General features: G+C 70.0%; 19 protein-coding genes. 9 read left to right on the plus strand and 10 right to left on the minus strand.

The features are described from left to right. The 4 genes from K933_RS05985 (at position 1) to K933_RS06000 (ending at position 4345) form a co-directional block, all read left to right on the plus strand. The gene (locus K933_RS05985; RefSeq protein WP_023393799.1) at positions 1-777 is read left to right on the plus strand and encodes a metallophosphoesterase; all 777 of its coding nucleotides are present in this window, start codon (positions 1-3) and stop codon (positions 775-777) included. 257 nt (positions 778-1034) lie between these two features. After that, positions 1035-1958, plus strand: coding sequence for a coiled-coil protein (locus K933_RS05990; protein WP_049947651.1), 924 nt, complete (start codon positions 1035-1037; stop codon positions 1956-1958). A gap of 169 nt (positions 1959-2127) precedes the next feature. After that, the gene (locus K933_RS05995; protein WP_023393801.1) at positions 2128-3138 is read left to right on the plus strand and encodes a S49 family peptidase; all 1011 of its coding nucleotides are present in this window, start codon (positions 2128-2130) and stop codon (positions 3136-3138) included. A 55-nt stretch (positions 3139-3193) separates the two neighbouring features. Continuing rightward, a complete protein-coding gene (locus tag K933_RS06000; protein WP_023393802.1) occupies positions 3194-4345 on the plus strand; it encodes a DUF373 family protein in 1152 nt (383 codons plus the stop codon). A 115-nt stretch (positions 4346-4460) separates the two neighbouring features. On the opposite strand, the gene K933_RS06005 is transcribed toward K933_RS06000, so the two are convergent. From K933_RS06005 to K933_RS06045, 9 genes are all read right to left on the minus strand, one after another. Beyond that, positions 4461-5222 carry a hypothetical protein gene (locus K933_RS06005; RefSeq protein ID WP_023393803.1) on the minus strand — a complete coding sequence of 254 codons (762 nt, stop codon included), beginning with the start codon at positions 5220-5222 and terminating at the stop codon, positions 4461-4463. A gap of 130 nt (positions 5223-5352) precedes the next feature. Next, a complete protein-coding gene (locus K933_RS06010; RefSeq protein WP_049947652.1) occupies positions 5353-6189 on the minus strand; it encodes an aldo/keto reductase in 837 nt (278 codons plus the stop codon). A gap of 206 nt (positions 6190-6395) precedes the next feature. Beyond that, positions 6396-7163, minus strand: coding sequence for a proteasome assembly chaperone family protein (locus K933_RS06015; protein ID WP_023393805.1), 768 nt, complete (start codon positions 7161-7163; stop codon positions 6396-6398). A 98-nt stretch (positions 7164-7261) separates the two neighbouring features. After that, a complete protein-coding gene (locus K933_RS06020; protein WP_023393806.1) occupies positions 7262-7456 on the minus strand; it encodes an RNA-protein complex protein Nop10 in 195 nt (64 codons plus the stop codon). A gap of 54 nt (positions 7457-7510) precedes the next feature. Further along, entirely contained in the window at positions 7511-8311 is an 801-nt protein-coding gene (locus tag K933_RS06025) for a translation initiation factor IF-2 subunit alpha (RefSeq protein ID WP_023393807.1), read from the minus strand. A 382-nt stretch (positions 8312-8693) separates the two neighbouring features. Next, positions 8694-8870, minus strand: coding sequence for a 30S ribosomal protein S27e (locus K933_RS06030; RefSeq protein WP_023393808.1), 177 nt, complete (start codon positions 8868-8870; stop codon positions 8694-8696). A gap of 2 nt (positions 8871-8872) precedes the next feature. Continuing rightward, positions 8873-9154 (minus strand): 50S ribosomal protein L44e, encoded by a 282-nt coding sequence (locus K933_RS06035; protein WP_023393809.1) that lies wholly within the window; start codon positions 9152-9154, stop codon positions 8873-8875. A 123-nt stretch (positions 9155-9277) separates the two neighbouring features. Continuing rightward, positions 9278-10273: a radical SAM protein gene (locus tag K933_RS06040; protein WP_023393810.1), complete on the minus strand. Its 996-nt coding sequence runs from the start codon at positions 10271-10273 to the stop codon at positions 9278-9280. 108 nt (positions 10274-10381) lie between these two features. After that, positions 10382-10726, minus strand: coding sequence for a hypothetical protein (locus tag K933_RS06045; protein ID WP_023393811.1), 345 nt, complete (start codon positions 10724-10726; stop codon positions 10382-10384). Positions 10727-10840: 114 nt separating this feature from the next. Between K933_RS06045 and K933_RS06050 the strand changes: the two genes are divergently transcribed. The 3 genes from K933_RS06050 (at position 10841) to K933_RS06060 (ending at position 14235) form a co-directional block, all read left to right on the plus strand. Further along, positions 10841-11512, plus strand: a complete 672-nt coding sequence (locus K933_RS06050; protein WP_023393812.1) for a DUF6517 family protein — start codon at positions 10841-10843, stop codon at positions 11510-11512. A gap of 147 nt (positions 11513-11659) precedes the next feature. Beyond that, entirely contained in the window at positions 11660-12781 is a 1122-nt protein-coding gene (locus K933_RS06055; RefSeq protein ID WP_023393813.1) for a DUF373 family protein, read from the plus strand. 77 nt (positions 12782-12858) lie between these two features. Beyond that, entirely contained in the window at positions 12859-14235 is a 1377-nt protein-coding gene (locus K933_RS06060) for a geranylgeranyl reductase family protein (RefSeq protein ID WP_049947653.1), read from the plus strand. Position 14236: 1 nt separating this feature from the next. On the opposite strand, the gene K933_RS06065 is transcribed toward K933_RS06060, so the two are convergent. Continuing rightward, positions 14237-14701 (minus strand): NYN domain-containing protein, encoded by a 465-nt coding sequence (locus K933_RS06065; RefSeq protein ID WP_023393815.1) that lies wholly within the window; start codon positions 14699-14701, stop codon positions 14237-14239. 209 nt (positions 14702-14910) lie between these two features. Here K933_RS06065 and K933_RS06070 point away from each other — a divergent pair, with 209 nt between their 5' ends. Both K933_RS06070 and K933_RS06075 read left to right on the plus strand, forming a co-directional pair. Further along, complete coding sequence (locus K933_RS06070; RefSeq protein WP_023393816.1) at positions 14911-15129, plus strand: hypothetical protein; 219 nt, start codon at positions 14911-14913, stop codon at positions 15127-15129. 244 nt (positions 15130-15373) lie between these two features. Further along, positions 15374-17902 carry an amino acid permease gene (locus K933_RS06075; protein ID WP_080509207.1) on the plus strand — a complete coding sequence of 843 codons (2529 nt, stop codon included), beginning with the start codon at positions 15374-15376 and terminating at the stop codon, positions 17900-17902. The last annotated feature ends 52 nt before the right edge of the window (positions 17903-17954 follow it).

A 17954-nucleotide genomic window follows, 5' to 3' on the forward strand; every position in this document is an offset into this window, starting at 1 on the left:
GTGGCCGACGCGGATGGGGACGCGCAGCCGCTCGTCGAGCCCGTCCCGGGAGCGCCCGCGGCGACCGCCGACCTGGGCGGCGAGACGGGGCTACTGATCGCGGACTACCACGCCGGCATCGAGGCGGGCCTGCGCTACGAGCGCGGGGTCGAACTCGACAGCGCGGCAGACGAGCGGCGCGAGCGGCTGCTCTCGCTGCTCGCGCGGACGGGCGCCGACCGGCTGGTCGTCCTCGGCGACCTGGGTCACCGGATCGGGTCGACCGGCGACGCCGAGCGCGCGGAACTCGCCGCCCTCCTCGACGCGGTGGGCGTCCCGGTGACGCTCGCGCTCGGCAACCACGACCCCGGCGTCGCTGAGGCGTTCGGCGACCGACTCCGCGTGACCGACGCCGCGGGCGCGCGCCTCGGCGACGTGGGTATCGTCCACGGTCACACCTGGCCAGCCCCGGACGTGCTCGCGGCGGACGTGGTCTGTACGGGCCACGAACACCCGCGCGTGAAACTCTCCGACGAGGTGGGCGGCGGGCGCGCGGAGAAGGCGTGGCTCCGCGGGCCGCTCGCGTACGGCCCGTTCGCGGACCGTAACGCCGACCTGCCCGACTGGGGGGAGGAGCCGCCGGAACTCGTGGTGTTCCCCGCGTTCAACGACCGCTCGGGCGGGACGTGGGTCAACGTCGAAGGGCAGTTCCTCGCGCCGTACCTCCCCGACGGGCTGGCGTCCGGCGAGGCGTACCTCCTCGACGGGACGCGGCTCGGCGACTACCGGCGGGTCTGACGTTCGATCGGGCTGACATATCCCTGAGAGCGTATCACACGTTCCCGGCGGGTAGACGGCGTGTGCCACCGCTTTTCACCCTCGTTTCACCGGAGCATTTATGTGTCGCAACCGTGTAGCTGTGCGTACCAGAACGCCTTCGGGCGTGGTGGCATCGTACGCTAAATGACACGGCGTTCTTACACCCATCCGGACGCGCGCACTCCCCGTGTAGCGTCCGCCACCCCCGAAGCAGTATGGTGTCGAGGTAACGAACCATGGTAACGCAAGAGGAAGTTCTCGAAGAGTACGGTCTCGAAAGTATGGACGAACAGCGAAACGTCGGGCTCACCGACGACGAAATCGACAACGGCTCCAAGGGCCAACTGATCAAGAAGGCGGGTCAGCTCCGCGACCGCCGGAACGAACTGAACCAGATGGCCTCCGAGCGCGCTTCCAAGCGCGACGACCTGAACGCGAAGACGCGCGAGAAGGTCGACGAGGCGCAGGAACACCGCGAGAAGCGCGACGAGCTCAACGAACAGGTTCAAGAGCACAAGAACAGCCGCAACGAACTCAACGCCGAGGCGAACGAGCTGTTCGACGAGGTCGAGTCGAAAAAGCAGGACCTCGAACTCGGCTCGGGCAAGTCCATCGAGGAGCTCAAAGAGGAGATCGAGGACCTCGAGTTCAAACAGCAGACCGAGGTGCTCTCGACCGAGGACGAGCGCGAACTCATCGAGAAGATCGAGGACAAGCGCGAGCAGCTCGCCGAGAAGAAGGAGAAGGTCGACAACAGCGGCGACCTCGAAGAGCTGGTGGAGGAGGCCGAGGAGGTCCGCTCGGAGGCCTCGAAGCACCACCAGAAGGTGACCGAACTGGCCGACGAGGCGCAGGAACACCACAACCGGATGATCGAGGCGTACCGCGAGGCCGACGACATCCGCGACGAGGCCGACGCGATGCACGAACTGTTCGTGGAGGCCCAGGAGATGGCCGACCGCCACCACGAGGACTTCGTCACCGTCCAGAAGCGCCTGCGCGAACTGGACAAGGAGGAGGAGCAGGAGAAGAAGGCCGAACGCGAGGAGAAGCAGGAGGCCGAACGCGAGGAGGCCGAGGAGATCTATCAGAAGTTCAAGGAAGGCGAGACCCTCGACACCGAGGACCTGATGAAGCTCCAGAAGACGGGGCTGCTCTAAATCTAACCCCGAATTCGACCGCGATTTCTACGCCGTTCTTCCGACGCCGCCCACAGAGCGACGGCCACCCGCCGCCGGGATCGTGCCGACCCGGGACCGCTCCGCCCACCCCGTCGACGGACGACCGCGGACACCCGGCTTTAGGTTCACCCCCGCCGCACGTGGCTGCATGACAGACTCATCGGAGTCGGGCGCCCCGACGCCGGTTCGCGTCGTCGCGCTCCTCCTGGCGGTGGTCGTGGCCGGGGCCGTCGGCGTCGCGGCCTTCGTCGTCCTCCCGGTCGGTCTCGCAGACCTGCTGGGCGTCCTGCTCACTATCGCGCTCGTGGTCGTCGTCGCCCGACTCGTCGGCCGCGCGCTCGCCGAGCGGTACGCCGACTACACCGTCGCGGAGGTCGAGGTGTCGGGTCCGATCACCCGCGACGGCGGCGGCAGTTCGCTCCCCCGGTCGCCGACGACGCCCGGCGCCGACGAGGTGGTCGACCAGATCGAACGCGCGGACGACGACCCCAAGGTGGAGGCGCTGATGCTGAAGCTGAACACGCCCGGCGGCGAGGTGGTGCCGAGCGACGACATCCGGCTGGCCGCCGCCGAGTTCGACGGGCCGACCGTCGCGTACACCACCGACCTCTGTGCGTCCGGGGGGATGTGGATCGCGTCGGGCTGTGACGAACTGTGGGCGCGGGACGCCAGCCTCGTCGGCAGCATCGGGGTGCGGTTCTCCCAGACCCGGTTCGACGAGTTCGCCGACCGCTACGGGGTCAGCTACGAACGCATCGTCTCGGGGGCGTACAAGGACGCGACCGGCGCGCCGTTCAAGCGGATGGAGGCGCACGAACGGGAGTACCTCCAGGGGCTGTCGGACGCCTGGTACGACAACTTCGTCGAACGCGTCGCCGAGTCGTTCGAGATAGACGAGCAGACGGTCCGTCAGACGGAAGCGCGCGTGTTCCTCGGCGAGGACGCCGTCGAGTTCGGGCTGGTGACCGCGCTCGGCACCGACGACGACGCCGAGGCGCGGGTGGGCGAACGCATCGAGGGGGAGCCGGTCCGGCGGGCGTTCGAACCCGAACGCGGCCTCTCCGACCGGTTCGGGATGGGCGTCTCGCGGGTCGCGTACGCGCTCGGGGCGGGCGTCGCCGCGGCGTTCGGCGCCGACGAGGGCGGTCTCGAACTGTGAGGCCGGGCGAGCACCGGGTGATGGGTTTTTCACCGGGGCACGCCTCCGAGAGACCGTGACGACGCTGGTCCTCTGTGTGGACCGCTCGAACGACGTGGGTCGGAAGGCGGGCGTCGCGACCCCCGTCGTCGGCTGGGAGGCGGTCCGCTCGCTCGTGACCGACCTCGGTCTCGCGGACCCGGAGGACGCGGGCGTCAACTGCCTGCTCGAATCGCTCCACGTCGCGCGGCAACTCTCCGACGGCGGCGAGGAGGCCGTGGTCGCGGTGGTGTCGGGCGACGGCGACTCGCCCGTCCGCGCCGACCGCGCGCTCGCGGCCCAACTCGACGAGGTGTGTGCGGCCCACGAGGTGGAGTCGGCCATCGTGGTGATCGACTCCGCCGGCGACGAGCGGGCGGTCCCCATCGTCGAGTCGCGGCTGCCCGTCGACTCGGTCGACCGCGTGGTGGTGCGGCAGGCGCGCGACCTCGAGTCCACCTACTACCTGCTCAAGCAGTTCATGGCCGACGAGGAACTCCGCGAGACCGTTCTCGTCCCGGTCGGCATCGGGCTGATCATCCTCCCGGTGTTGCTGTTGCAGTTCTCGACGACCGTCGCGCTCGCGGGCGTCGCCTCGCTTCTGGGCGCGACGCTGCTCTACTACGGGCTCGGCGTCGACGAGGTGGTCGAACGCACCCCCGAGCGGGCCCGCGAGGCGCTCTACTCCGGGCAGGTCGCGGTCGTCACGTACGTCGTGGCGCTGGGGCTGACGCTCGTCGGCGTCTTCCTCGGCGGTCTCGGGGCGTCGGCGTCGACCGAAGGGGAGTTCGTCGCCGCCATGCGGTTCGTCTACGACAGCGTCCCCTGGCTCGCCGTCGCGGCGCTCACCGCGTCGCTCGGACGCCTGCTCGACGAACTCATCCGCGACGAGGGGGTGCGCACGTCGTACCTCAACCTCCCGTTCGGCGCGCTCGCGGTCGGGCTGGTCGTCCGCGGCTTCGCGGGCTACTTCCTCGAACGCGAGGCGGGCTGGGGCGCGCTCGAACTACTCGGCGTCCCGCTCTCGCCCGTCCAGCGGCTCGCGCTGTTCATCGCGGGTGGGTTGGTGCTCGCGCTGGTGGGCGTGCGCGTCGCCACCAGCGTCTCCGACGAGACGCTCGACGAGGTCATCGACGACGAGGCCGAGACGAACCCGGGCGCGGGCAACCGCCGCGGCGGCGGCGACTAGCGGTCGCGGCAACCGGTGGGCCGCCGGAGGGGGGACCGTCCCGCTCGCGGGGTTGCGGGTCCCGCGGGTCCTGCAGGTCTTACGCACTCTCTCTCGGAGCAGTTCGACTCGCCCGCTACCCCCCACCGTCGCTCGCGGCGGCGGCGGTCGGCCGGACCACGTCCGCGAGCGCGACCAGCAGGCCGAACAGCCAGCCGACCGGGACCGCGATGGCGAACCACATCGCCACGTACGCCAGCCCCCGGAGGTCGAACCGCGCGCGGATCAGCGCGTTCAGCCCGCCGTAGTCGAGGAGGGTGTCGAGCAGCCACACCGCGAGCGTCCGGCTGTTGGCGAACACCACGTCCGCGAGCGCCGGCGAGTACAGCGCCGCGACCACCGGCGGGAGCAGGAACGCGGTCACGCCCGCGGGGTAGGCGACGAGGACGCTCGTCGCCCGACCGCCGGCGCGCGAACACACCACCGCGAGCGCCGCGGCGACGGTCGCGACGGCGCCCGCGGCGCCGACGGCGACCAGTCCGCCGACGGGGAACCGTCTGAGCCACGCCGCGACGGTGAGCAGCCCCCACGCGGCGAGCGACGTGACCACCACGCCGACGACGCCCAGCCGGGTCGCCGCCGAGTCGGCGCGGCCGGCGTAAAACCGCGTCGCGAACCCGAACAGCAGCAGCGGGTAGAGGAGAACGAGCAGCGGGACGCCGAGCACGCTCCACGCCAGATAGGCGGCTCGCTGGGGACCGGTCTCGGGCCGCCACCGGCCGACCACCCGACCGGGGTCGAGTTGCCGCGGGAACAGCAGTTCCATCCACGTGGCGTGGAGCCGTCGCAGGTCGATACGGACGGCGTCGGCCAGCCCCGGCGATGCGCGTCGTTCCATCGCTCGGGGAGAGCGGGAGGGCCCGATTTAACGTTTCGTCCCGGCGGTCGATTCTGATAACGGGAGCCGACCGCGGGGCCGGGTCGCCGCCGTCTCGGGGTGGCTTCCCGATGGCCGGTTCGGACGCGGCTCAGTTCCAGGGGGCGAAGTCGGGGTCGACCATCCGCTCCTCGCGGTCGATGTTGTCGATGGCGGCGACGTCCTCGTCGTCGAGGTCGAGGTCGAGGCTACCCCAGTTGTCGCGGATGTGCTCCTCGCTGGTCGCCTTGGGGATGGTCGTGACGCCCTTCTCGCGGAGCCACGCCAGACTGACCTGCCCCTCGTTGGTGTCGTACGTCTCCGCGATCTCGGTGAGTTCGTCCACCTCGAACACCTCGCCGCGCGCGAGCGGCGAGTACGCCACCGGCTGGATGTCGTGCGCCTCGGTTATCTCGCGGAGCGCCTTCTGGGGGAGCAGCGGGTGACACTCGAACTGGTGGGCGAAGATCGGCACGTCGGCGACGTCGAGCGCCTCCTTGAGGTCCTCGGTTCGGAAGTTGGAGACCCCGACGCGGTGGATCAGCCCGTCGTTGTACAGTTGTTCGAACGCGCCGAACGTCTCCTCGACGTCGTACGTCCCGGTCGGCCAGTGCATGTACAGCAGGTCGACCGAGTCGACGCCGAGTCGGTCGAGGCTCTCCTCGGTCGTCTCGCGGACGTCGTCGGCCGCGAGGTTCTTCCGCCACACCTTCGTCGCGAGGAACACGTCCTCGCGGTCGACGTCGGCGCGTTCGATGCCGTCGCCGACCTCCGCCTCGTTGCCGTACGCCTGTGCGGTGTCGATGTGGCGGTACCCCGTCTCCAGCGCCGTCTCGACCGCCGTCCGACACTCCTCGGGGTCGTCGTTCTCCCACGTCCCGAGACCCAGCATCGGCATTCCCTCGGCGGTCGGCGCGTCCGCGGCCGACGGTGTCGCGTCCTGTGACATCGTATCCGAACGGTGGGGCGCGACGGGAAAATGGGTTGTGGCAGCCGAACGCATCTCCGGTGTGTGAACCGCTCGCAGTCCCGATCCGGGGCGATTCGGGGTAGAAGGCCCCACCGGTCGTCCGCCGGGGTCGGGCCGGACCCTCTCCGGTCGGTCGCGGCCGGGGCGGCCGGTCGTCCGACCGCCGCGGCGCTCCCCCGGTCGGATCAGCCGATGTAGCGGAGTTCGTCCTCGCTGGGCATCCCGCCGCCGCCGCCGCCCTGCATCTCGCGGATCTTGCCGACGACCTCCTCCATCTCCTCGGCGCGGTCTTCCAGGTCCGAGAAGTCCACTTCGAAGCCGAGCACCTCCTGGAGCACTTCCAGAACCGCCTGCGCGCTCTTGGGGTCGACGAGGTAGCCCGACGTCTCGCCCATCAGGCAGGCCGCGTTCAGCCCCCGGCGCGCGCCCAGTCCGAGCACCAGCCCCGAGACGCCGACGATCCCGCCCGCGGGTTCGTCCTCGCGGAACTCGACGCCCGCCTCCGCCAGTTCCTCGCGGTCGGCGTCGCCGGTCCGCGCGCCGAGTACGCCGTACTCGTCGTCCTCGATCAGTTCCCCGGTGGGGACGCCCCCGAGTGCGAACGCGCGCTCGCAGCCGAACTCCTCGGCCACATCGAGAAAGGAGGTGGTGAGTCGGTAGTGGCCCTCGTTGCTCGCCGCCTGGTGGTCGCCCGTGAGCACGAGCAGGTCGGTGCCGTCGGCGTCGACGTGGTGGAACTCGGCGTGGGTCAACTCCGCGACGCCGTCGTCGTCGACGGTGACCTGCGGGGGGAAGTCGGTGGTGTACACCCGGCGGACCACGTCGCCGTCGAACTCCTCGACGAGGTGTTCGGCCACCAGTTTCCCCACGTGGCCGACGCCCGGGAGTCCCTCGATCAGCGTCGGGTCGTCGAGACCGGGCTCCGCGACCGTCTCGATGTCGATGTCGTCCATACGTGGCCTCGCGGGTCGCTCGTGGTAAAGGGCGTCGGCTTCCGCTCGCCCCCGCGTCGCTCTCGGGGTCGGGGCGGCCGGACCGACCGGGTGTCGGGTCAGTCGGCGTCACCGCGGCGGTCGCGCCGCCGCGCGCGCCTGCGGTACTCGCCGTACGGGTCCTCGGGGTTGAACGGCGCGGGCGCGGAGTTGACCGCGTCGGCGCCACACCGGGGGCAGGCGTCGCCGAGCGTGTACACCGGCCGCTCGTGCTCCGTCTCCCACGCCGAACAGACCCTGATGTCGGACTTCACTGGTTCACTGGGTGTCGAGTGTCCGGACGGCCGCCGGCGGCCCGCCCGACGCCGTTACTCGTCGTCGCTCTCGCGCTCGCGGTGGAACGACCCCGTGCCGCCCGCGGTCTCGATCGACTCGCGCGCGCGGTCGGCGCTGGCCTCCAACTCGTCTTCGGCGGTCTTGTAGTCGGGCGCCTGCACCCGGATGCGGTACTCGGGCGAGCCGACGTACGAGACGTCGAGTTCGGCCTCGCCGGGTACCTCGCCGTTCCCCTCGGCGGCCCCGAGCGCCTCCCTGATCGAGTCGACGCCGTCGGGGGTGGGACACGAGAGGTCGACGTAGCCCGTCACCGTCACGTACGGGACGGAGACGTTCTCGCGGGCGGTCGAGACGATCGCCTCGACGTCCGACTCGGGGAGGTCGGTGTCCTCCAGCGCCTCCTCGCCGTGGATCGCGGCCGCCTCGAACCCGTCGTACATCGAGCCGAACTCGGCGTACAGCGCCTCGGCGACCTGGATGTACTTGTCGTCGCTGACGTCCTCGCCGAACGCGAGCGTCATCCAGTTGTCCGCCTTGCGCTCGTTCTTCCACTCTTGGATCTTCTCCGAACGCTGGTGGTCGTTGACGTCCTTGATCGACAGGTCGATCTGTTGGGCGTCCTCGTCGACCTCAAGCACCTTCGCGACGACGCGGTCCTCGACGTCGACGTGGTCGCGGATGTTCTTGATCCACCCGCTCGCCACCTCGCTGACGTGGACCAGCCCGCGCTTGTTCTCGTACTCGTCGAGGTCGACGAAGACGCCGAAGTCGGCGATCTCGTCGATCTCCCCCACGACGAGTTCACCCTTCTCCGGCCAGCCGCTGAATTTCATACTTCACGATCACGACCGCAGGCTAATACCGTTTCGGAACTCCCGGTCGGCCGACGGCGCCGACACGCGCCCGGCGGAGACGAGTTAGTTACCGGTGGGGAGATACCGAGTTCCCACGATGAGAGAGGAGTGAGCAGACTTTTTACGCAGTTTACACTCCGAACGGATGGCGATCGGGAGTTCCTCGACCCCGAGGAGGTCGCCACGCTTCGTGGACACGCCCGCCCGGGAGGGCGGGCACGCGGATGCGGTTTCTCGGGCGGCGGACCGGGGCTGGATACCCCGGCCGTCGCCCGTCCGACACCACGCGCTCGGAGCGACCGGTGGGGCGGTCGCTCCGGGTCGACGGGCATCGCGAAGGAGAAGGCGGAGGGTGGCCGACTCAGGCCCGCTGTTCGACCGTCTCGACGACCTCGCCCGCGAACTCGGCGTCGCCGCCGGTCGGACGCGCGAGCGTCGTCCCGCAGACGGCGCAGTTGACGACCGAGGAGGCCTTCCCGAAGACGACCTGTTCGTTCTCGCAGTCCGGACACTGGACGCGGTAGAAGTTACCCGCCATCGTTACTCCTGGAAGACGAGGCGGCCGGCGCGCCAGCCCTCGCGCATGTGGGCCTTGCCGCAGTCGGCGCAGCGGTACTTGAGGTGGGTCTTCTTCGTGGGCTTGTCCCCGCCGGGCACCTTCGAGAACTTGCCGGCGTTCCCGATGACGGCCGTGCCGCGCTTCTGCTGGCGGTCGGTCCACTTCATGCCGGTCTCGCGGCCGCGGCGGACCTTCTCGACCTCGTGCTCTTCGTGGGCTTTACAGAACGGACAGTACGTGTTCATCCGTCGCGGCATCTCCATAGCGAAATCTCCTCTTGCGCCTGCTACCGTCCCAGCGGTTAAAAGGAATGTGGTCCGCGGCCGGCCTGTGTCACGTTCGCACGCGCGGGTCGGGCGACGGGGGTCGACCGACCGCTCCCCGACTCACGCCAGCGGCGTCCGCTCGACGACGGTGCCGTTGACGGTGGGGTACTGCTCGACCACCTCGCCGTCGGAGAGGTCGCCGTCGTCGACCATCTCCTCTAGGAGCCACCACGCCACCTCGACGTGGTCCGTCTTGGCGGTGTAGAACTCCTCGGGGACGCCGAGCGCTTCCAACTCCCCGGGGTCGGCGTACGTCTTGCCGTACACCAGCGTGCCGTCGTCGGTCACCTCGTCGAACGGCCGCCGGAGGTTCTTCGCCATCCGCTTGAGGCGGTTGCGGTGCTGGGCGGCGTCCTTGAACACGGAGGTGCAGAAGTACACCTTCTCGTGGCCGCCCATCGTCTCCAGGATGGCCTCCTTCGACCCGTCGACGGCGGACATGTGCCCCTCCTGGAGTTCGAACCCGGCCTCCTGCATCCGCCGGTAGTTGCCGTCGGACATCTCGAACTCGTTGACGTTACAGAACTCGGCGGCGCCCTCGTCGAGGAACTCGAGGAACTCCTCTTCGGCGCGGATACCCGGAATCTCGAACGCGGGCGTCAGCCCCTCCTCGCGGGCGACGTGGAGGATGTCCTCCCACTCGGTGCCGTGGAGGTCGCCCCACAGTTCCAGCGGCGGGTGGAAGCGTATCTCGTCGAGTCCCGCCTCCGAGAGTCGGCGCATGTTCTCGCGGCCGCCCGTGATGCCGGTGTAGAGGTGGGTGTGGTGGTCCTCGCCGAACTCGTCTTTGAGCAACGAGAGGTAGTGACAGGTCTTGTCCATCGCCTCCTGTGGCTCCCCGCCCGTGATGGAGGTGCCGAGCGCGTCCATCCGGTTCGCCTCCGCGAGCACGTCGTCGTCCGACTCGACGAGTCGCTCGTTGGCGTACACGTCGGTGACGTTCTTGCGGTTCTCGCCGAGCGGACAGTAGAAGCAGTCGCGCTGGTCGCAGTAGCCGTAGACGAAGAGGACCATCTTCCCCCCTTTGGCGCACTGTTCACAGCCCTTCGAGATCATTCGGTGCCCCCACTACTCGGTCGAACGGCAAAAGCGGTGCGTTCTCGCCCTCCGGGGTCGACACCCCCGAGTCGCGACGTCGACGCCCCGCCGGGCAGCGACCGACGCTCACGCGGGCGGCCGCTCGCGCCCCTCGGGCGGGCCGTCGAGGAGGACCAGGGCCGCGGTGACGAGGAGGACCAGCGACGTCGGGAGGACGACCCACCCGACCGTGAACTGCCAGAAGCCGAGGAGGAACAGCCCCACCGCGCCCGCGGTCAGGAGTCGCACCCGCGAGCGGACCGCGCCGGCGGCGCCGACCCAGCCGAACAGCGCGACCAGTCCGAACAGGAGCAGTCGCGACGGCCGCGAGCCGGGCGCCGGGAGGAGGGCGACGAGGACGACCGTGAGCGCACTCACGGCGACGACCGAGAGGCCGCGGAACGCGCGGGCGAGCGAGCGCCGTCGGTTCACAGCCGGCGTACGCCCGGGGAGACCCTAACGGTTGTCCCGGTCGGTCGCCCCGTCGGAACCAGCCGTGAGAATTCCACCACGAGACTCATGCGTCTCCGCGACAGTTACCCGCACATGGTACGCAGACGAGACGTCCTCCGCGCGGGGGGCGCGGCGGCGCTCGGGGGGCTCGCGGCGACGAGCGGCTGTTTAGGGTTCGTCACCGGGTCGGAACCGATCGAGGTGTCGGCGTCGCCGGCGACCGTCCCCGACGCGGCGCTCTCCGAGACGGGGTACGCGGAGTACCGGGTCGAACCGATGGAGATCGAACGGACGGTCGAGGTGGCGGGCCAGTCGCGCACGGTGGTGGCGCGCAACCAACTCGCGCAGTACGACCGCGCGGTCGAGGTGGCGGGCCAGCGCTACCAGGCGGCCGTCTTCACGGTGCTGTCGACGCCCGCGGTCGAGATCGCGGGCCAGACGCTCAACCCCGTCGGCGGGATGAGCGCGGCCGAACTCGCCCGGCGGACGATCGGACGCTACGAGGGGATCGGCGACGTCGAACAGCTCGACGACGAGACCGCGCAGGTGCTCGGCACCGAGACCACCGTCGGCGTGTTCGAGGCGGAGACGGAACTCACGGAGGGGGTCACCGTCGACACGCGGATCCACGTCGCGAACGCGGTGCGGGCGGGCGCGGACTTCGTCGTCGCGGTCGGGGCGTACCCGACGATCCTCTCGGGGGAGGACGACGCCGTCCGGACGCTGATGGGCGCCGTCGTCCACGAGGAGAGCGACGGCGGCTGAGCCGACGGGCCGGTCGCGTCCCTCCGGGTCGGTTCGTCGGGGTCCGTCGGCGTCCGCCGGGGGCGCGCCCGGTCGCCGACCGGCGGGTTCCCGCGTCGTGGGCCGCTCCCGAAAGCAGTTATACCTCCCACGACGTATCGGCTCACGATGCTGCTGGTCCTCCCGGTCGACCTCGACGACGACCTCGGGCGGAAGACCGGTCTCGACACGCCGGTCATCGGCCGCGACGCCGTCGAGGCGGCGGCGGTCGCGCTCGCCACCGCCGACCCGGAGGACTCCGACGTGAACGTGCTGTTTCAGGCGGTCCACGCGTACGACGACCTGCTCGCGGACGAGTCGGTCGACGAGGAGGTCGAGGTGGCCGCCGTCACGGGCGTCGAGGGGAGCGACGTGCAGGCGAACCGCGCGGTCGGCGCGGAGGTCGACGAGGTGCTCGCCGCGCTCACCACCGGCGAGGACGTCCGCGCCATCGTGATCACCGACGGCGCACAGGACGAGTCGGTGCTGCCGGTGATCCGCTCGCGGGTGCCGCTCGACGGCGTCCGTCGCGTCGTCGTCAGGCAGGCGCAGGACCTCGAGTCGATGTACTACACGATGAAGCAGGTGCTGTCGGACCCCGAGACCCGCGGGACGATCCTGATCCCGCTGGGCGTCCTGCTGTTGATCTACCCGCTGTCGATCGTCGCCAGCCGGTTCGACATCCCCGGCGCGGTGGTGCTCGGGGTGGTGTCGGCGCTGTTGGGGCTGTACACGCTGTTCCGCGGGCTGGGACTGGAGGAGACCGTCGACGCCACCGCCGAACGCGTGCGGACCGGGCTGTACGCGGGCCGCGTCACGCTGGTCACCTACCTGGTCGCGCTCGCACTCCTGGTCGTCGGCGTCGTCCAGGGGTTCGACGCGCTCGGGTCCGCCCGCAGCGTCGCCGACGCCGGACTCCCGCCCCAGCGCGCCGTCGCGGTGTTCGTCCACACCGCCGTCCAGTGGGCGGCGGTCGCGGGGGTCACCTCCTCGCTCGGACAGGTGACCGACGAGTACCTCGCCGACCGCTTCCGGTGGCGCTACCTCAACGCGCCGTTCTACGTGCTCGCGATCGCGGTGGTGCTGTACGGCGTCTCGGGCTACTTCCTCCCGTCCATCCCGGGGACGACGCCGCTGACGCTCTCGCGTCTCGCGCTCGCGCTGGCCGCGGGGACGCTGTTGGGCGTGCTCTCGACGCTCACGTTCGCGGTCGCCGAGTCGCGACTGCCCGGCGGACCCGAGGCGGCGTGAGACCGCGGCTCGCCGAACACGGAACACGGGCACCGGATACGCGCCTTTTTTGACGGGTGCTTGCCAACCGGAAGCGTATGTCTGCGGCATCTCACTCGTACGACGTGGTCGTCGTCGGCGGCGGCACGGCCGGCGCGTTCGCGGCGGCGACGACGGCGCAGGAGGGGTTGAACACGGTGATCCTCGAGCGGAAACCCGAGGAGGAGGCGGGCCACATCGCCTGTGGCGACGCCATCAAGGGGAAGTCGACGTTCCCCGACGTGGTCGACCTCGACTACCTGCGAGACGAGTCGTTCACCAACCAGAACATCAGCCGGGCGGTGTTCGAGAACCCGCGGACCGACGAGGAACTGTCGATCCCGCTGGGGCAGACCGGCTCGGTGATCGACCGGAAGCGCTACGGCGAGATCATCCTGGAGGAGGCCGAACGCGCGGGCGCCGAACTCCACTTCGATACGGTCGTCAAGGACGTGACGCAGGACGACGACGGCCGCGTCACCGGCGTGCGGGCGACCCGCGAGGGCGACGCCGTCTCGTACGACGCCGAGGTGACGGTCGACGCGGCGGGCGCGCTGTCGATCCTCCAAGACCGGGCGGACCTCTCGGGGGCGACGTTCGACACGAACGTCTCGTACTCGCAGTTCTGCTCGGCGTACCGCGAGGTGCTCGACGTGCCCGAACCGGTCGACTACGACGACGCCATCGTGTTCAAGCCGACCGAGGAACTCGGCTACCTCTGGTACTTCCCGCGGACGAGCACGGAGATCAACGCCGGACTGGGCTTTCAGATGACCGAGCCGCCGATGAAACTGGTCGACGCCCTGAAACGCGACCTCCACAGCCGCGCGGAGTTCCAGGGGGCGAAAGTTCGGGACAAACTCGGCGCGGCGCTGCCGACCCGCCGGCCGTACGACTCCGCCGTCGCCGACGGCTTCCTCGCGGTCGGCGACTCGGCGGGGCACGTCAACCCCACCACGGGCGGCGGCATCCCCGGCGCGGCCAAGTCGGCCCACTGGGCGGCCCAGCGCGCGGTCGCCGCAATCTCCGACGGCGACACGAGCGAGGAGGCGCTGTGGTCGTACAACCGCGACGTGTTGACCGACTTCGGCAAGCGGTTCGCCGCGATCGACCTGTACAACATCTGGGGGACCGCCCACGAGGTGGACGAACTCACCGACATCGTCACCGCCATCCCCGGCCAGCAGTTGGTCGACGCGCTGGGGAAGGGCGAGACGTCGATGGGGCTGGGACTCAAACTCCGGACCGTCGTCGAGACGGCCGGCCACTGGGACTCGCTGTACGAACTCTGGCAGGTCCGCGAGAAGGCGCGCGAGTTGAAGGCCCACTACGACCGTTACCCCGACTCGCCGGATGCGTTCGAGACGTGGCGGAGCTACCGCGACGACATCATGGACGAACTGTACGAGATAGCCGGCGCCGACCCGAAGTACTAGGTCACTCCCCGAGGGTCACGCTCGCGTCCGCGCTGTTCGGGAGCGCGTCCGACCGGCCGTACATCCCGGGCGCGATGGCGAGCGTCCGGAGACCGTACTCGTTTGCGGTCTCCAGCGCGGGTTTGAAGTCCGTATCGCGGGAGGCGACGGCTATCGTCGCCGCGCGCCGCTCGACGGCGAACCGCGTCACGTCGACCGCGAGTTTCACGTCCACGTCGCCGCTGGTCACGACGGTCTGGAAGCCGCGCGCCTCCGCCGCCTGGATCAGCCCCGGCGACGCGTGTTCGTCGAGGTAGAGCCGCGCGGTCACCAGTTCGCCCTCGCGGGCGGCGGCCGCGCGCACGTCGTCGAGGTCCACGTCGAACTCCTCGCGCAACACGTTCGGCCCGTCGACGAACAGCGCGACGCCGCGGGGCGTCCGCTCGTCCCCGCCGACCGCGTCGGACAGCCGTGCCAACAACCCCATACCCGTCCGAATTCCGCCCGCCCGAATACCGCTTCCGGTCCGCACCGCCCGCGATGGGTGGCCCTCGCCGCCGTGCGGGCGACCCGCCGGAACTCGGCCGCCCACCCGCGGGCTCGTTCCACGGCTACTCGGGGTGAGCTCTCTCCCCATTAAATACACATCGATGTCAAAAGAATTAACTCACTATGAAGGTGTTATCCGCTCGGGTCGTGGGAGACGACACCGACGGCGCCGACTTCGAGCGCTACGCCACTGACGGCACCGGGTCGTGCCCCACCACGTCCGAGTTCGGCTACCGGTCGTGGACGCCCAACAGCCGGGAGACTGTCACGATCGACGCCCCCGATGACGCGACGGCCCTCCGCCTCCTCGCCGACGCCTACGCCGACAGCGGGTCGTTCGAGGTGGCGATCACGGAGTACCAGTGAGAACGGCCGCCGCGCCGTCGTTGCGGACGGTTTGACACGTACGCGCCCACACAGATCCGGAACTGCGAGACTCACTCCGGTGTAATCTTGGAACTGGGGAGTCCCACGCCGATCTGACCGATTTTACGGCATCGATGCGCGTTCTAGAGACGCGTACGCCGGCCATGCGGCTTTTGTCGACACGTCGTGAGGTGGTGGACATGTACTTCTCGATGCGGTTCACAGCAGTCGCCGAGGTGACAGGATGGTAGAGCGAACCCGTACCCTCAGTTTCCGGGTCGCGTTCGCGCTCGGGTTGGGGACGATGATCGCGGCAGGTATCTTCTCGTTGTCGGGGACGGCTGTCAACCAGATCGGGTCGAGCGCGGTCATCGCGTTCGTGATCGCGGCGCTGGTGGCGAGCATCACGGCGGCGACCTACTCGGAGTTCGCCTCGATCTACTCCGAGAACGGCGGCGGCTACCTGTTCACTTCCGAGACGTTCGAGGGGAACGGACTCCTCACGTACGCGGTCGGCGCGTCGCTGTTCCTCGGTTACACCGGGACGACCGCGTTCTACCTCGCGACGATGGACGAGTGGTTCTTCATGTTCATCTTCCCCGAGTCGCTCCACGTCCTCCCGCGGGGGACGGTCGGCATCGCGGCCGCGCTCCTCCTCGGCTACCTTAACGCCCGCGGGACGGAGGAGTCGGGGACGTTCCAGGTGGTCGTCACGGCCGCGAAGGTGGCCATCCTGTTCGTGTTCATCGGCGGCGCCGTCGCGTACGCCGGGCCGAGTCAGGCGGCGACCACGTTCGCGAGCGACTTCTCGACGGACGCCGGCGGCATCGTCTCCATCGCCGCGCTGGCGTTCATCACGTTCTTCGGCTTCTCCGCCATCGCGGCCTCCGCGGGCGAGATCATCGAACCGCGCAAGACGGTGCCGCGCGCCATCGCCGCCTCCATCGTGACCGTGACCGTGCTGTACACGTTCGTCATCATCGCGATGGTGAACGCGCCCGTCTCCGACTCCGTGCTCGCACAGGGGGAGACGGCGATGGGACAAGTCGCGGCGTCGTTCCTCGGGCCGGTCGGGCAGTACCTGATCGTCGCCGGCGCGGTCTTCTCGATGATCTCCGCGTCGAACGCGTCGGTGCTCGCCGCCTCGGGCATCGGCTCGCTCATGGGACAGAACGGCCACGCCCCCCGCGCGATGGGGCGGATCGACCCCGACTACGAGACGCCGACGTACAGCGTCGCCACCGCGACGGTGCTCATCGCCGTGCTCATCTTCGTGTTCATGACGCTGTTCGGCCAGCACGGCCTGTTGATGGGGTTCGTCCCCGGCGGCGAGGGTGGTATCTTCGGGTTCGGCCTGTTCGTCGGCGGCGAGGAGGGACTGTTCGGCCTTGAACCGCTGACCGGGTTCGCGACGTTCAACCTACTCATGCCGTTGGCCGTGGTGAACGCGGTGCTCATCTACTCCCGGCGGAACAAACCCGAGTTGGATCGCGGCTTCTCGATGCCGCTCGTCCCGTACCTCCCCGCGCTCGGGATCGTCGCCAACGTCGCGCTGGTGTACATGCTCCCCGTCATCGGAACCATCATCGGCGTCGCGCTGACCGTCGTGGTGGTCGCACTCTACGTGGGCTGGGGCGGCGCGCCCGCCGAGTCCGACCTGGTGCGGGAGGCGTCGCCCGAGCGCACCGTCGCGGTCGGCGGGAACGCCTCCCGGAGCGTCGGCGGGTCGGGGCCGAGCACGCCCGAGGCCGACGTCGAACCGGAACTCGACGAGGTGACCGGCGAGGGCGAGGAGGACCGCTTCCGCGTGCTCGTCCCCGTCCGCCGGATGCAGGACGCTCCGATGTACGCGCGACTCGCCGCGCGGATGGGCGAACTGTACGACGAGCCGACGGAGGTGTGGTTCCTCAACGTCACGGAGATCCCCGAACAGACGTACAGCGAGCAGGTGTTCGACGTGGCACAGGCGCGGGTCGACCGCCTCGAGGACGTGCTCGCGGGGGTCGACGACCTCGACGCCACGTTCGTCGTCGAGGGGCACGTCTCCCGCGACATCGCGTTCGACGTGCTCAAGACCACACGCGAGACGGAGGCCGACCGGATCCTGATGGGCTACCCGAGCCAGCACTACAAGCTCGCGCACGAACTGGAGTACGGCTCGCCGTGTGACGTGCTGTTCGTCCGCGGCCTCGGTGAGGGGGACGTGGAACTGTCGCCGCTCACGATCGGGACCGGCGGCGGCCCGCACCACCGGGCGCTCGCGGAGCTGGCCAGCCGGGTCGCTCGCGCCGGCGGCGACGTGACCGTCGTCGACGTTCAGCCGACCGGCACGTCCGGCACGTCCGAGGACACCGGCCCGACGCTCGACCCGTTCGACGACGGCTCCACCCCCGACGTGGTCGAGGTGACCTCCGACAGCATCGCGGACGCGCTCGTGGACGCGGCCGCCGACCGCGGCGGCCTGCTCGCCATCGGCGCCGCCCGCACCCGCGGGCTGAGCCGCCACGTCTTCGGGAGCACGCCCGACCGGGTCGTCGCGCGAGCGAGCGAGCGCGACGTGCCCGTCCTGGTGTACGCCTCCGCCTCCGGCGAGTTCTCCCGGCTGTCGGACCTGGTGTTCGCCCCGATCCGGGCGGTCGCCAAGCGCGTCGGCTGGTACGAGACCGCCGACCGCGACACCCGCGGGGGCGATCCCAGACCCGGCGCGAACCGCTCGGACCCCGGTGTCGACTCCGACCGATCCGGGTCGGACTCCGCCGGGCGGACCGACTGAGCGAGCGGTCCGACGGCCGGCCGGTTCCGGTCGTCCCCGGCCGTCTCCGCGG

Origin of the sequence: Candidatus Halobonum tyrrellensis G22, from assembly GCF_000495475.1 — an archaeon.
In the GTDB taxonomy this organism is placed as follows: Archaea; Halobacteriota; Halobacteria; order Halobacteriales; family Haloferacaceae; genus Halobonum; species Halobonum tyrrellense.

What these genes read in the sequence shown, in the direction of transcription:
- K933_RS05990 (WP_049947651.1), top strand. Translation starts at nt 1,035, where the DNA reads ATGGTAACGCAAGAGGAAGTTCTCGAAGAGTACGGTCTCGAAAGTATG.
- K933_RS05995 (WP_023393801.1), top strand. Translation starts at nt 2,128, where the DNA reads ATGACAGACTCATCGGAGTCGGGCGCCCCGACGCCGGTTCGCGTCGTC.
- K933_RS06005 (WP_023393803.1), bottom strand. Translation starts at nt 5,222, where the DNA reads ATGGAACGACGCGCATCGCCGGGGCTGGCCGACGCCGTCCGTATCGAC.
- K933_RS06010 (WP_049947652.1), bottom strand. Translation starts at nt 6,189, where the DNA reads ATGTCACAGGACGCGACACCGTCGGCCGCGGACGCGCCGACCGCCGAG.
- K933_RS06015 (WP_023393805.1), bottom strand. Translation starts at nt 7,163, where the DNA reads ATGGACGACATCGACATCGAGACGGTCGCGGAGCCCGGTCTCGACGAC.
- K933_RS06025 (WP_023393807.1), bottom strand. Translation starts at nt 8,311, where the DNA reads ATGAAATTCAGCGGCTGGCCGGAGAAGGGTGAACTCGTCGTGGGGGAG.
- K933_RS06030 (WP_023393808.1), bottom strand. Translation starts at nt 8,870, where the DNA reads ATGGCGGGTAACTTCTACCGCGTCCAGTGTCCGGACTGCGAGAACGAA.
- K933_RS06035 (WP_023393809.1), bottom strand. Translation starts at nt 9,154, where the DNA reads ATGGAGATGCCGCGACGGATGAACACGTACTGTCCGTTCTGTAAAGCC.
- K933_RS06040 (WP_023393810.1), bottom strand. Translation starts at nt 10,273, where the DNA reads ATGATCTCGAAGGGCTGTGAACAGTGCGCCAAAGGGGGGAAGATGGTC.
- K933_RS06050 (WP_023393812.1), top strand. Translation starts at nt 10,841, where the DNA reads ATGGTACGCAGACGAGACGTCCTCCGCGCGGGGGGCGCGGCGGCGCTC.
- K933_RS06055 (WP_023393813.1), top strand. Translation starts at nt 11,660, where the DNA reads ATGCTGCTGGTCCTCCCGGTCGACCTCGACGACGACCTCGGGCGGAAG.
- K933_RS06060 (WP_049947653.1), top strand. Translation starts at nt 12,859, where the DNA reads ATGTCTGCGGCATCTCACTCGTACGACGTGGTCGTCGTCGGCGGCGGC.
- K933_RS06065 (WP_023393815.1), bottom strand. Translation starts at nt 14,701, where the DNA reads ATGGGGTTGTTGGCACGGCTGTCCGACGCGGTCGGCGGGGACGAGCGG.
- K933_RS06075 (WP_080509207.1), top strand. Translation starts at nt 15,374, where the DNA reads ATGGTAGAGCGAACCCGTACCCTCAGTTTCCGGGTCGCGTTCGCGCTC.